Here is a 12,971-nt window from a genome sequence, read left to right as displayed (position 1 = left end):
ACCCTTACGGGGCGCTCCAGTGGAACAGGGTCATGGCGACACTGGTCGCGAGGTTGTAGCTGCTCACCTGGGGGCGCATCGGCAGTCGCAGGAGATGGTCGGCACGCGCGCGTAGGTCCGTCGACAGGCCCGTTCGTTCTGAGCCGAAGGCGAGGATCGCGTCGTCCGGGAGCTTCGTGCTCCGGATGTCCTCGCCTTCCGGGTCCAGGGCGTACACCGGACCCCGCGGCAGCTCCGGCACCGTCAATCGCTCCACCGCCGTCGCGAAGTGGAGGCCCGCGCCGCCTCGTACGACCGTCGGGTGCCATGGGTCGAGCGTGCCGGTCGTGATCACTCCCGTCGCCCCGAAGCCGGCCGCCAGACGGATCACCGCGCCCGCGTTGCCGAGGTTGCGGGGTTCGTCGAGGACGATGATCGGGGCCACGCGGGGGACTCGGGCCAGCTCGCGCAGGTTGGCCTCGCGGGACGGTCGTACGGCCAGGGCGGCCACGGCCGTGGGATGCGGGCGGGACACAAGGGACGCGTACGTCTCCGGCGCCACCTCCGTCAGCAGGCCGGCCAGCGCCTCCCGTACGTCCGGCGCCAGCTCGTTCGCCAGGGCCAGCGCAGCCGCACGGTCCGTGGTGACCGCCACCGGCACCTCCGCGCCGAAGCGCAGGGCGTGTTTGAGGGCGTGGAAGCCGTCGAGGAGGACGGCGGAGCCCGCCGGCCGCGCCCAGTGGTTCAGGGGGTCGGTCATGCCCCGAAGCCTACGCGGGGCTGTTCGTCCGCCTCCGGGGAGCGAGGGGGTGGCAGTGCGGGGGCGCCGCGCCGGAAGACTCGGGCACGCGCGCGTGCCGCGCGGCCGCCGAGATGGAGCAGGAAGGCCGTCGGCAGGAAGATCGAGTCCGCCGCGATCATGGAGAGGGAGAAGAAGGGCAGGCCGAGGACGACCGCGATCACGGCGTGCTCGGTCATCATCGCGGCCAGCAGCAGGTTCTTGACCCGGCGGTTGAACAACGTGAACGGGAAGGCCACCTGGACCATGACCGTCCCGTAGGTCACCAGCATCACCAGCGTGCCGCTGGCGGACAGCAGGTCGGCGAGGGCCGGCCAGGGCGAGAAGTAGTCCAGGTGGAGCGGGTAGTAGACGGCGGTGCCGTCCTGCCAGCGGGAGCCCTGGATCTTGTACCAGCCGGCGGTGGCGTAGATCAGACAGGCCTCGGCCATGATCACGAACAGGGCGCCGTTGTGCAGGACGTTGGCGATGACGTCCAGCAGGATCCGCGGCTCGGGTGTGCGCGCCCAGCGGCCCACCGCCCACCACAGGGCAGTGCCCGCCCAGGTCGCCCACATCAGGGCCGGCACCAGCCAGCCACCGCCGGAGCGGCCGGTGAGGGCCGCCACGGCCAGCAGGACACCGGACACCGCCCACAGCGCCGGTCCGACCCGGTCGGTGACCGGCTTCTCGTCCGCACGCGCGCGTGCGGCCCGGCGCGCGTCCAGGGACCACACCTGGCCGCAGCGTGTGAACACCAGGTAGAAGGACATCAGGTGCAGCACGTTGTCGCCGCCGTCGCCCATGAAGACGCTGCGGTTCTGCAGGGACAGCACGCCGACCATGAACAGCAGGGACATGGTGCGGGTGCGCCAGCCCACCAGCAGCAGGGCGCTGGAGAGGACGGCCAGGAAGTAGAAGACCTCGAAGAAGGCCCGGCCGTCAAAGGACAGCAGCGCCGTGAAGGCGTGATTGTCGGCGGTCAGCTGCTGGGCGAGGTCGAAGCTCCAGGGGCCGTCGGGGCCGTACAGCTCCTGGCGGTGCGGGTACTCGCGCAGCAGGAACAGCAGCCAGGTGGCGGCGAAGCCGATGCGTACGACGGCCGTCTGGTAGGGGCCGAGGGCGGACTCGGTGACCCGGGCGATGGCACGGGACAGGCACAGGGCGAGGCGGCTCATCGCACACCTCCGTCGGCCTCGTCAGCCGTGACCGTCCACCAGGGCAGCACCCGGTAGACGGGGGTGTCGGGGACCTTCTCGCCGCTCCAGTCCGGCGGGGGCACGTTGGTGGTGCTGGAGCGCACCTGGACGCGCTCGATGGTGCCCTTCTCGCTGGTCGCGTCGCCCTCGTACATGCGCATCACGACGATCCGGCGCAGGTACTGCTCGGAGAGGGAGCCGCGCAGGCCGATCGGGCGGTTGTCGGTGCCGTGCGTGCTGACGAAGAAGTCCCAGGCCCGGCGCAACTCGTTCTGCACGGTGTGGCTCGGCAGCAGGCTGCCGTCGATGGCCTTGCCGTCCTGGGCCGACAGGTCGTTCCAGCCGGTGGTGGTCATGGTGCCGTCCCGCATCCGCACATCGGCGCGCACCTGTACGGCGATGTTCTGCTGCAGCGGGTTGGGCGCGAACAGTTTCCAGTTCTGCTCGAACTCCGGGTACACCCACTCCTCGATCGCCTTGCCGTGCTGCTTCGTCACCGTGTTCGCCGGCGCGACGCTCAGGAACACCATCCCGAGGTGCACACAGGCGGCGACCGCGACCAGGGCCAGGGCGAGGGCCGCGCCCACCTGGTAGCGGGGGGAGAGGGCGGCGACGCCACTGCGGGGCGGGGCGGAGGGCTCCTGTGTGCCGAGGGGCGGCTGCTCCGGACACGCCTCTCCCGCCGGCACCGGATCCGGACGCGTCCCGCTCGGACCCTCCGGCCCCTGCCGGGCGTCCGAGTCCCCGTCGTACGCGTCCATGCCGCCCCGTTCCCCGAAACCACCACCTCGTCCGGACGGCCCATCCGGGGCCGGCCGGTGTGCCGCTGTCCGGCACTCGCACGGAACGGTACTCAGCACCGGCCGCCGGGCGCAGCCCCGGGGACCGGCCCGAGGACGTGGCCATCACCACTCCGGCCGGGCGCGGCGGCGGTCCCGGCAGCGGCCCCCGGGGCCGACGACCGAGGTCACAGCAGGTCGTACGGCGGCCCGGGGCGGCTCGCGGAGTCCTGCTCGGCTAGTTGTCCACAGGCCGCGCCGAAGGTTTTCCACAGCGGTTGAACCCGTGGACCCCCGCCCTCGAAACTGTGGATCTGCCCCGGAACCAGGCGTAGCAGCGAAACTGCCCCCTGGGCCAGGAGCAGGAGGTGCGGCACAGGCGTAGGGGGTGTGGCAGATGTATCAGGCGTTCACGGACCGGGCGTGGAGCATACGGCGGACGGCGTCGGAGCGTTCCAGAAGGGTGTTTCGGACCACGGGGGCCGCTTCCTGGGCCGCCAGCTGGGCCTTCTCGACGTATGCGGAGTCGATGGCGTACGGCGGGAAGAGCCGGGAGGTGTAGACCATCGCCGGGATCATTCCGCCCTGGTCCAGCTGGGGGACCGCGGCGAGGTAGCGCTCGGCGTAGGGGGCGAACAGGGCGTCCTGGCCGGGGCGCCAGAAGGCGTCCGCCACCGCCCTGACCGACTGGACGGGCACCGTGCGGTCCACGGCCAGCCGCTGCCAGACCTCCGCCTTCGCGGCCGGGTCGGGGGAGGCGGCCCGGACGGTGAGGGCGCGGACCCAGGCGTCGGGGTCGGGGTCGCGTTCGAGCAGGGCGGCGGACTCGGCGGTGACGTCACCGCCGAGTTCGGCCTCGCGGACGAGGGCGCGCCAGCGCAGGTCGATGTCGTCACCGGCCTGGTCACGGAGCCAGGCCAGGTCCTCGGCGCCGGTCGCGGTGCGGGCCAGGCCGCGCAGGGCCACCTGGCGGCGGCCCGGGTCGCCGGCGAGCTGTCGGCAGGCCTTGGCAGCGGCCTGGGTCAGCGCGGGGCGGTCGGCGTCCGGGGCCCAGAGTTCGGCGATGTCGATGACGAGGGTCAGGTAGGGCTCGATCACGGCGTCGGACGTCTCTGCGGCGAGGACGGCGGTGAGGCACCGTCCGGCCTCGGCCGCCGTGGCCTCGCCGGCCGTGAGCATGTCCCAGACGGTGGCGGCGGCCACGCCCCGGGAGATGGCCGTGGGCAGCCGGGCCGCCGTGCGGATGAGGGTGTCCCGGGTGGCGGGGTCCGGGCGGGTGGTGGCGAAGGTGAGGTCGTCGTCGTTGATCAGGAGGAGGTCGGACGTGGCAGGGAGACCGGTGACGGGGGTGCGGGGCTCGGTGACCTCGACGCGGACCAGGGCGGTGCGTTCGAGGGCGTCGCCGTCGCTGCCGTACGCGCCGACCGCCAGGACCTGCGGGCGCGGGATGCCGTCGGCCACCAGGGTGACCGTGTCGCCGTCGTGCTCCAGGGTGAAGCGGTCGGTGCCGGCGGTCTCCAGCCAGGCCTTCCGCCAGGTGGCGAGGTCCCGGCCGCTCGCCTCGGCGAGGGCGTCGATCAGGTCCTGGAGGGTGGTGGTGCCCCAGGCGTGGCGGGCGAAGTAGGCGGCCATGCCGGTGCGGAAACGGTCCTCGCCGACATAGGTCATCAACTGCTGGAGGACGGAGGCGCCCTTGGGGTAGGTGATGTTGTCGAAGATCGACGCGGCCTGGGCGACATCGTGGATGGGCTGGTGGATCGGGTGGGAGACCGGGCCCTGGTCGGAGAGGTAGGCCTTCAGCTTGTCGCCGGCGAGGTGGCCCGCCCAGACGTCGGTGTAGCGGGTGGCGCCCTCGGCGGCCCAGTGGCAGGCGAACTCGGCGAAGGCCTCGTTCAGCCAGAGGTCGTCCCACCAGCGCATGGTGACGATGTTGCCGAACCACATGTGCGCCATCTCGTGCAGCAGCACGAGCGCGAGCAGCTCACGCTCGGCAGGTGTCGGCGTGGCCCGCCGCAGGAAAATGTCCGACCAGGTCACACAGCCGTAGTTCTCCATCGCGCCGCCGAACTCGGGCATGAACACCTGGTCGTACGTGCGCTGGGGGAACGGCATCGCGAACGCCTCGGCGAAGAAGGCGAGACCCTGGCGGGTGAGGGTGAAGATCTCGTCGGCGTCGCGTTCCAGGACCTCGGCGAGCGAGCGGCGGGCGAAGATGCCGAGGTCGTGGCCGTCGGCCTCGCGGCGGATCTCGTGGAAGGGGCCCGCGTTGACGACGGTGTTGTACACGGACAGCGGCGGGGTGTCCGGGAAGGCCCAGCGGCGGGCCGCGCCCTGCTCCTCGACGCGCGGGTCGCCGGAGTTGCTGAGGACGGTCCAGGCGGCCGGGGCGGTCACCGTGAAGGCGTGCGGGGCCTTGAGGTCGGGCTGGTCGAAGCAGGCCCAGACGAAGCGGGCCTCGTCCGGTTCGAAGCTGGTCCAGACGTACACCTCGCCATCGGCGGGGTCGACGGCCTTGTGGACGCCCGGGCCGGCCGTGGTGTCGGCCTGGACGCTCTCCACGCGCAGCACGTTGTGCGCGGCCAGGCCGGGCAGCGGGATCCGGCCGTCGTCGCTCGGGGTGAGAGGGGTGCCGTTGAGGGTGGCGGAGCGGACCTCGGCCGCGCAGTCGACGAAGGTCCCGGCGCCCGGCTCGGCGCAGCTGAAGGCCACCGTGGACACACACCGGATCTCCGGTCCGCCGGGCAGGGCGGTGAGGTCGATGTCCACGTCGTACCGCTCGACCGTGATCAGTGCGGACCGGCGCTCGGCCTCGGTACGGGTCAGGCTTCGGATCCCCATGTGTCCTCCCTCGTGTGTCCGTCCCCCGTCGGCGGGCAGCGCGTCAGCCTACGACGGAAAGAGCTGGTGATCGCAGGGGTTTTCGGTTCCCTTCTTCTAGAACCTGTTCTATCTTGACGGACCGTCAGATCAGCGGGCGCGCCGGGAGGACAGGACCGTGGACTTCACCTTCACCGAGGAGCAGCTGGCGGCGGCCGAGGCGGCGCGCGGGGTGTTCGCCGGGGTGGCGCCGGACGCGGTGCCGAGCCCCGCGCTGACCACCGGCGCCGTGGCCGAGCACTTCGACCGGGAACTGTGGGACCGGCTGGCGGCCGCGGACCTGCTGAGTCTGCTGCCGACCGAGGAGTACGGCGGAGCGGGTCTGGACGCCATCACGCTCTGCCTGGTGCTGCGGGAGTCGGCGAAGGTACTGGCCCGGGTGCCGCTGCTGGAGAACAGCGCGGCCATGGCGGCCGTTCAGACCTACGGGGAGGAGGAGCTGAGGGCACGGCTGCTGGCGCGGGCGGGTCGCGGTGAGCTGGTGCTGACCGTCGCCGCGAGCGGGCGCACCGGGCACGACCCGGCCGAGCTGGCGGTGACCGCGCGACCAGAGGGTGACACGTGGGTGCTGGACGGGGTGCAGACGGCGGTGCCGTGGGTGTACGACGCCGATCTCGTCGTCGTACCGGCGCACACCGACGGCGACCGGAGCGTGCTGGCGCTGGTGGCGCCGTCAGGTGACGGGGTCGCGCTCGCCGAGCAGGTGTCGACCAGCGGGGAACGGCTCGGTGAGCTGCGGCTGGAGTCGGCGCGGGTGGCGGGACGGGATGTGGTGACGGCGGAGGGGGCCTGGGAGTGGCTGCGGGAGCTGCTCGTGACCGGGACGTGTGCACTGGCGCTCGGGGTGGGCGAGCGGGTCTTGCGGATGACCGGTGAGTACGCGGGGAAGCGGGAGCAGTTCGGGCATCCCATCGCCACGTTCCAGGCCGTCGCCGTGCAGGCCGCCGACCGGTACATCGACCTTCGGGCCATGGAGGCGACGCTGTGGCAGGCGGCGTGGCGGATCGCCTCCGGCGCGCCCGGCGCCTTGTCGGCGGCCGGGGATGTGGCGGTGGCGAAGATCTGGGCGGCCGAGGGGGTGCGGCGGGTGGTGCAGACCGCGCAGCATCTGCACGGGGGGTTCGGGGCCGACACGGAGTATGCGCTGCACCGGTACCACGCCTGGGCGAAACAGCTCGAGCTGGCCCTTGGGCCGGCGGGGGCCTACGAGGAGGCGTTGGGGGATCTGCTCGCTGCACATCCGTTGGGATAGCGGCGAGAAAAAGAGGATCGGGGCGGTTCCTTCGTACCGGATCCGCCGGCCGGTGGGCGCTGGTCGCGCCCACGCGGCGGTAGCCGCGGATCGAAAACAGCCCCGCGCCCCTTGCGGGGCGCTTCCGCTACGGAACTTCAGACGACGAAACCCGGCTCGCCCGCGTCCGTCACGACCTCTCGGCCCGCCGCCTGCCACACCTGCATGCCGCCGTCCACGTTCACCGCGTCGATGCCCTGCTGGGCCAGGTACATCGTGACCTGGGCCGAGCGGCCGCCGGAGCGGCAGATGACGTGGACGCGACCGTCCTGGGGAGCGGCCTCGGTGAACTCGCCGTAGCGGGCCACGAACTCGCTGATCGGGATGTGCAGGGCGCCCGCGGCGTGGCCCGCCTGCCACTCGTCGTCCTCGCGGACGTCCAGCAGGAAGTCGCCGTCCTTGAGGTCCGCGACCTCGACCGTGGGCACACGCGCTGCGAAGTTCATGGCTCCGACGCTACCCGACCGCTACTCCTGGGCGAGCAGCGCGGCCAGCTCCGTCTCCCGCCCGGCCACGTCCTTGGAGAGCTTCTCGGCGATCTCTTCGAGGAGGCTGTCCGGGTCGTCGGGGGCCAGCCGGAGCAGGCCGGCGATGGGCCCTTCCTCCAGTTCTTTGGCCACGAGGGTGAGCAGTTCCTTGCGCTCGGCGAGCCATTCGAGGCGGGCGTACAGCTCCTCGGCGCGGCTCGGCTTGCGCTCGGGCGGGACCGGGCCGGCCTCCCACTCCTCGGCCAGCTCCCGCAGCAGGGCCTCGTCGCCGCGGGCGTAGGCCGCGTTGACCCGGCTGAGGAACTCCTCGCGCCGCGACTGCTCCGCCCCCTCCTGCACCAGGTCGGGATGGGCCTTGCGGGCCAGCTCGCGGTAGAGCCGGCGGGCCTCCTCGCTGGGCCGCACCCGCTGCGGAGGCCGTACCTCCTGCTCGGTGAGCATCGCGGCGGCCTCCGGGAACAGGCCGTGGCCGTCCATCCAGCCGTGCAGCAGTTCCTCGACGCCGGGGATGGGCAGGACCCGGGCCCGGGCCTCCTCGGCGGCGCGGATGTCCTCGGGGTCACCGGTGCGGGCGGCCTTCGCCTCGGCGATCCGCGCGTCCAGCTCTTCGAGGCGGAGATAGAGGGGGCCGAGCTTCTGCTCGTGCAGGCGAGAGAAGTTCTCGACCTCGACACGGAAGGTCTCGACCGCGATCTCGTACTCGATCAACGCCTGCTCGGCGGCCCGCACGGCCCGCTCCAGGCGTTCCTCGGGCCGCGGTGCCTCAGACTGCTCAGCTTCCGGGGTCGTCACCCGACCAGACTAGGGCCTGTCGTCCTCGTGGGTGGCCGCCACCCACTCCGCGACCAGATCTCTGCAGGCCACGACAAGGGTTCCGGGGCGGCAGGCCAGCTCATGGGTGCAGCCGCCGGGATACGGGAGGATCTCGTCGAGGATCACCTCGCCGAGCGAGGTCAGATCGCAGGCGCCCAGGATGTCTCTCTGGAAGCGGGAGACCCCCGAGTAGCGGACGACCAGGTCCTCGTCGTGCTCGACCCGGTTGTGGTGGAAGCGGTTGGGGCGGAAGCGGATCTCGATGTCGTCGGGGGCCGTGCGCCGCATGTCCAGCGGGCGCAGGTCCTTCACACAGCGGTGGCCGCCGAGGTCGTAGTGGCCCGGGTCGGTGGCGAAGGCGCGAGCGCCGGGCGGCAGGTCACCGGCGAACTCCGGCAACCGCGCCAGGTAAGGGCTGGGATCGATGAAGACCGGCCCCGCGCCGTCGGTGCCGTCAGCGAAGACCGGCCCCACGCTGTAACCACCGTCACCGAACACCGGCCCGAGGCCCTCACTCCCGCCCCCACCCTCACCCTCACCGATGACGACGTACTTCACTTCAGCACCTCAGCACCCCTCACCCGGCGATCACACCCCGAGTTCCGCCGCGATCCGCCCCGCCCGCACCGCGGCCACCAGTTCCTCGTGGTCCGCCTCCGTGCGGTCGGCATAGGTCACCGCGAACGCGGCGATCGCGTCGTCCAGCTCCTCGTTCTTGCCGCAGTAGCCGGCGATCAGGCGGGGGTCGGCGCCGTGGGAGTGGGCGCGGGCCAGCAGGGCGCCGGTCATCCGGCCGTAGTCGTCTATCTGGTCGGGCGACAGGGCGGCCGGGTCGACGCTGCCCTTGCGGTTGCGGAACTGGCGGACCTGGAAGGGACGGCCGGCCACCGTGGTCCAGCCGAGCAGGATGTCGCTGACCACCTGCATCCGCTTCTGCCCGAGGACCACCCTGCGGCCCTCGTGGCCGACGGCGGACGCCTCGAACCCGGCCGTCGCCAGGTGCGGGACGAGCGCGGACGGGCGGGCCTCCTTGACCTGGAGGATCAGCGGTTCGCCGCGATGGTCGAGGAGCAGCACGACATACGACCGGGTGCCGACGCTGCCGGTGCCGACTATCCGGAAGGCGACGTCGTGCGGGGTGTGCCGGGAGAGCAGCGGGTGGCGGTCCTCGGAGAGCGTGGTGACGTAGTGCTCCAGGGCCGCCACCACCGCTTCCGCCTCCTCGTCCGCGACCCGGCGCAGCACCGGCAGGGCGTCGACGAAGCGGCGCCCGCCGTTCTCGGTGGGCTCGGTGGAGCGGGCCGCGAACCGGCCGCTGGTGTTGGCCCTGGCCTTCTCCGAGACCCGGCGCAGGGTGCCGAGCATGTCGTGGGCGTCGGAGTGGGAGACCAGTTCCTCGTCCGCGATGGCGTTCCACGCGTCCAGCACCGGGAGCTTCGCCAGCAGGCGCATGGTGCGGCGGTAGGCGCCGGCCGCGTCACCCGCCGCCTTGCGGCACACGTCCTCGTCGGCGCCCGCCTCCCGGCCGGCCAGCACCAGGGACGCGGCGAGCCGCTTGAGGTCCCACTCCCAGGGGCCGAGCACCGTCTCGTCGAAGTCGTTGAGATCGATGACGAGGTCGCCGCGCGGGTCGCCGTACAGACCGAAGTTGGCCGCGTGGGCGTCGCCGCAGATCTGGGTGGCGATCCTGGTCATCGGGGTGCGGGCCAGATCGTGCGCCATCAGGCCGGCCGAGCCGCGCAGGAACGCGAACGGGCTCGCCGCCATCCTGCCGACCCTTATCGGGATGAGTTCCGGGATCCGGTCGCGGTTGGACTCCTCGACCGCGCTCACCGCGTGGGGCCGGGAGCCGTCCAGGTCCAGGGCGGCATGGCTGCCGCGCGGCACGGCCGAACGCAGCGCCTTGCCCTCCTCCTTGGGCGAGCCCTTCGCAGGCCACTGCGCAAAGCCCTTCGGCGAGGGCAGGTTGCGCGCCCCGGCCGTCGTCAGCCCTTCCAGTCCGGTCACGTCGACCGCCTCCCCCGTACTCCGCACCCGCACACGCACGAACATCAACTCGTGGAAACGGTACAGGTGGGGGCCGGAACCACATCAGGCCCTGTGGACAACTTCCGCGTATTCGGATGGAGGTGGCAGACCTTGTCGCGTATCTCCGGGATCAGCCCCTCAGATAAGCCAGCACCGCCAGCACTCTCCGATGTGTCTCCTGCGCGGGCGGCAGGTCCAGCTTCGTCAGGATCCCCCCGATGTGCTTGCCCACCGCCGCCGCCGAGACCACCAGTTCGCGGGCGTTCGCGCCGTACGAGATCAGCTCGGGGCGCGCCCCTCGCGCCGGCGGCGAGGTGGTGGTCAGCGGGACCTGGGCGAAGCCCGGCCAGAGCGTGCGCACGAACCGCGGCAGCGTCACGGTCGTCGGCACGGTCACCGACCGCGGCTTCGAGCACGCCGTCTTCTACACCGACGCCCGGGCCGCGCACTCCAGCCCCGCAGTGTGCAGTTGGCCACAGGCGCCGATGTCACGGCCGTACGGAACGCGGTGCGGGGCATCCCGGGCGTCCAGGTCCTCACCGGCGACGACCGCCGCTACGCCGACCCGGACCCCGACTGTGACCGGGAGGCGCTGACCGCGCTGAACGCCCTGTTCGGCACGGCCGGCGGGGTCGCCGCCTTCGTGTCGGTGTTCGTGGTGGCGTCGACGTTCGCGTTCGCGGTCGTCCAGCGCCGCCGCGAGTTCGGTCTGCTGCGGGCCGCCGGGGCGACGCCCGGGCAGCTCCGCCGGACCGTGGCAGCCGAGGCCCTGCTGCTACGGGGTGGTCGCCTCGGCGACGGGCTGTGTGCTCGGCCGGTACGGCGCACCCCACCTCGTCCGCTGGACGGTCGACGGCGGACTCGCGCCGGGCTGGTTCGAGACGGGTGACGCCGTCTGGCCGTACTGCGCGGCCTTCTCGACCGGAGTGCTGGTCGCGCTGTGCGCGGTGGTCGCCGCGTCCTGGCGGGCGGGCCGGACCGGGCCGGCGGAGGCACTGCGCGCGACGGCCGTTGACAACAGGCCGATGACCTGGGGACGTTGGCTGTCCGGCGGGGGCCTGCTGCTGGCCGCGGCCGTGCTCCCGTTCCTCCACGATCCCGGCGAACTGCTGCACCGCAAGAGCTATGTGACCCGGCCGATGCTGCTGATCACGGCGGTCGCCCTGCTGGCACCCGTCCTGGTCCGCCCGCTGACCCGGCTGCTCACCTGGGTCCCGGCGCGGCTCCCGGGCGCGGGCGGCATGCTGGTACGCGAGAACGCGGCAACCGCGGTGCGCCGTACGGCGGCCGTCGCGGCGCCCGTGCTGGTGACGGTCGCCCTCGCGGGCTCGCTGCTCGGCGCCACCGCCACCCTCGACGCGGCCAGGGCCGCCGAGACCCGCGCCCGGACCACCGCGGCCTTCGTCGTCACGCCCTCGGCGGGCGAGTTCGACGACACGACACTCAAGGCACTGCGCGCGGTGCCCGGCACCGAGGTCTCCGTGACCTCGGCGAGCGCGGTGTACGTCCTGGAGGACGGGGTCGCCCTGGTCAAGTCAGGGGCCAGGGCCGCCGATCCCGCGGCGCTGGCCGCCACCACGCGCCTCCCGCTCGCCGCCGGCCGGACCACCGACCTCGACGACGGCTCCATCATCGTCAACGAGGAGTGGGAGAGGCACACCGTCGGCCAGGAGGTGCGGGTGTGGCTGGGCGACGGCACGCGCCGGACCCTGCGCATCGCCGCCGTGATGAGAAGGGGCACCGGCGACAACGGTGTTTACGTCACCCCGGCCAACGCCTCCGGCGCGGCCGTCGACCGGGTCGACGTGGCCCTGGCGGACGGCGCGGACGCGGCCATGGTGGCCGCCGGCCTGCGCCAGGCGGTCCGGGCGGACGGCGGCCGGGTCCGTACCGCGGACCAGTGGATCGCGGCGGCCTACCCGCGGACCGACCGCACCACCCGCCTCGGTTTCCTTCTCGTCCTCGGCATCGCGCTCCTCTACACCGGGATCTCCCTGGTCAACACCATGGTGATGGCCACCTCCGACCGGGTCCGCGAACTGGCCGCACTACGGCTGGTCGGCGCCAGCCGCCGACAGGTGCTGCGGCTGGTCGGCGCCGAGGCGCTGACGGTGGTCACGGTCGGCGCCCTGCTGGGCCTGCTGGTCACGACCCTCAACCTGGCGACCACAGGAGCGGCCCTGCACGTCCTGAACGCCCCGGCCACCCTCGCCCTCCCCTGGCCGACGCTGGCCACCACCACCGCCGTCTGCGCGGCCCTCGCGGTCCTGGCCGCGACCGCACCGGCCGCCGCGGCCACCCGGAAACCCCACCCGTCCACCCAGTGGTCCGCCCAGTGAGAGACACCTCACACCGACAGGAAAATCACACCGGCACCCGGGCCGAGGAGCCTTGCGCCCGCCCCCATGAACCACAACGGCACAGCAAAAAGACCCACCGTGACAACGACGTCCGTGCTCGGTGGCCTCGCAGAGCCCTTTGGCGGCCCGCCTCCCTGGGCCCGAACTCAATTGCTCTCTTTGCTCCTCTTTCCCATCCAGGACTGGCAGATCCATCGGGTGAGCGCTCCTACCAGGATGGCGACGACGATCGCGCCCCAGTCGATGACGTGCGGAAGCCCAGGAAAGAAGGCGAAGAAGGCGAGTGTCAGTACAAGACCCGCCGCGAACGCGGCGACCCCAGCCGACCGCCGTCGCGGCTCCCCGGGTTGCTCCCGTCCTTGCTGCTGATCGATCATGA

At 72.5% G+C, this 12,971-nt stretch carries 10 protein-coding genes and 2 pseudogenes; 2 read left to right on the top strand and 10 right to left on the bottom strand.

What is annotated here, in order from left to right; genetic code table 11:
* Nucleotides 1-4 precede the first annotated feature (4 nt).
* From ABTY98_RS15585 to pepN, 4 genes are all read right to left on the bottom strand, one after another.
* A complete protein-coding gene (locus ABTY98_RS15585) occupies nucleotides 5-739 on the bottom strand; it encodes a TrmH family RNA methyltransferase (RefSeq protein ID WP_352221434.1) in 735 nt (244 codons plus the stop codon).
* Nucleotides 736-1,935, bottom strand: coding sequence for an HTTM domain-containing protein (locus tag ABTY98_RS15580; RefSeq protein WP_352221433.1), 1,200 nt, complete (start codon nucleotides 1,933-1,935; stop codon nucleotides 736-738). Before ABTY98_RS15580 ends, ABTY98_RS15585 begins: the two co-directional genes overlap by 4 nt.
* The gene (locus ABTY98_RS15575) at nucleotides 1,932-2,717 is read right to left on the bottom strand and encodes a DUF5819 family protein (RefSeq protein WP_352221432.1); all 786 of its coding nucleotides are present in this window, start codon (nucleotides 2,715-2,717) and stop codon (nucleotides 1,932-1,934) included. The genes ABTY98_RS15580 and ABTY98_RS15575 overlap by 4 nt, the downstream gene beginning before the upstream one ends.
* Nucleotides 2,718-3,137: 420 nt before the next feature.
* A complete protein-coding gene (pepN, locus tag ABTY98_RS15570; protein WP_352221431.1) occupies nucleotides 3,138-5,573 on the bottom strand; it encodes an aminopeptidase N in 2,436 nt (811 codons plus the stop codon).
* A 157-nt stretch (nucleotides 5,574-5,730) separates the two neighbouring features.
* Between pepN and ABTY98_RS15565 the strand changes: the two genes are divergently transcribed.
* A complete protein-coding gene (locus tag ABTY98_RS15565; protein WP_352221430.1) occupies nucleotides 5,731-6,864 on the top strand; it encodes an acyl-CoA dehydrogenase family protein in 1,134 nt (377 codons plus the stop codon).
* Nucleotides 6,865-7,001: 137 nt separating this feature from the next.
* Here the strand turns inward: ABTY98_RS15565 and ABTY98_RS15560 are convergent, their stop codons facing one another.
* The 5 genes and pseudogenes from ABTY98_RS15560 to ABTY98_RS15540 form a co-directional block, all read right to left on the bottom strand.
* Nucleotides 7,002-7,331, bottom strand: coding sequence for a rhodanese-like domain-containing protein (locus ABTY98_RS15560; RefSeq protein ID WP_352221587.1), 330 nt, complete (start codon nucleotides 7,329-7,331; stop codon nucleotides 7,002-7,004).
* A 39-nt stretch (nucleotides 7,332-7,370) separates the two neighbouring features.
* A complete protein-coding gene (locus ABTY98_RS15555; RefSeq protein WP_352221429.1) occupies nucleotides 7,371-8,183 on the bottom strand; it encodes a hypothetical protein in 813 nt (270 codons plus the stop codon).
* A 9-nt stretch (nucleotides 8,184-8,192) separates the two neighbouring features.
* Nucleotides 8,193-8,762: a hypothetical protein gene (locus ABTY98_RS15550; RefSeq protein WP_352221428.1), complete on the bottom strand. Its 570-nt coding sequence runs from the start codon at nucleotides 8,760-8,762 to the stop codon at nucleotides 8,193-8,195.
* Nucleotides 8,763-8,792: 30 nt separating this feature from the next.
* A complete protein-coding gene (locus ABTY98_RS15545) occupies nucleotides 8,793-10,256 on the bottom strand; it encodes a DUF2252 domain-containing protein (RefSeq protein WP_502994230.1) in 1,464 nt (487 codons plus the stop codon).
* A 106-nt stretch (nucleotides 10,257-10,362) separates the two neighbouring features.
* A pseudogene (locus ABTY98_RS15540) lies at nucleotides 10,363-10,509 on the bottom strand (DNA-binding response regulator); the annotation flags it as partial.
* Here ABTY98_RS15540 and ABTY98_RS15535 point away from each other — a divergent pair.
* Nucleotides 10,484-12,571, top strand: a pseudogene (locus ABTY98_RS15535) (ABC transporter permease); the annotation flags it as partial. The pseudogenes ABTY98_RS15540 and ABTY98_RS15535 overlap by 26 nt on opposite strands.
* Nucleotides 12,572-12,738: 167 nt before the next feature.
* Here the strand turns inward: ABTY98_RS15535 and ABTY98_RS15530 are convergent.
* Entirely contained in the window at nucleotides 12,739-12,969 is a 231-nt protein-coding gene (locus ABTY98_RS15530; RefSeq protein WP_352221426.1) for a hypothetical protein, read from the bottom strand.
* Nucleotides 12,970-12,971 lie beyond the last annotated feature (2 nt).

It is taken from the genome of Streptomyces sp. NPDC096040 (genome assembly GCF_040303265.1).
GTDB lineage: Bacteria > Actinomycetota > Actinomycetes > Streptomycetales > Streptomycetaceae > Streptomyces.
This window is presented reverse-complemented; position numbering and strand designations above follow the sequence as displayed.

What these genes read in the sequence shown, in the direction of transcription:
- ABTY98_RS15585 (WP_352221434.1), bottom strand. Translation starts at nt 739, where the DNA reads ATGACCGACCCCCTGAACCACTGGGCGCGGCCGGCGGGCTCCGCCGTC.
- ABTY98_RS15580 (WP_352221433.1), bottom strand. Translation starts at nt 1,935, where the DNA reads ATGAGCCGCCTCGCCCTGTGCCTGTCCCGTGCCATCGCCCGGGTCACC.
- ABTY98_RS15575 (WP_352221432.1), bottom strand. Translation starts at nt 2,717, where the DNA reads ATGGACGCGTACGACGGGGACTCGGACGCCCGGCAGGGGCCGGAGGGT.
- pepN (WP_352221431.1), bottom strand. Translation starts at nt 5,573, where the DNA reads ATGGGGATCCGAAGCCTGACCCGTACCGAGGCCGAGCGCCGGTCCGCA.
- ABTY98_RS15545 (WP_502994230.1), bottom strand. Translation starts at nt 10,256, where the DNA reads ATGTTCGTGCGTGTGCGGGTGCGGAGTACGGGGGAGGCGGTCGACGTG.
- ABTY98_RS15530 (WP_352221426.1), bottom strand. Translation starts at nt 12,969, where the DNA reads ATGATCGATCAGCAGCAAGGACGGGAGCAACCCGGGGAGCCGCGACGG.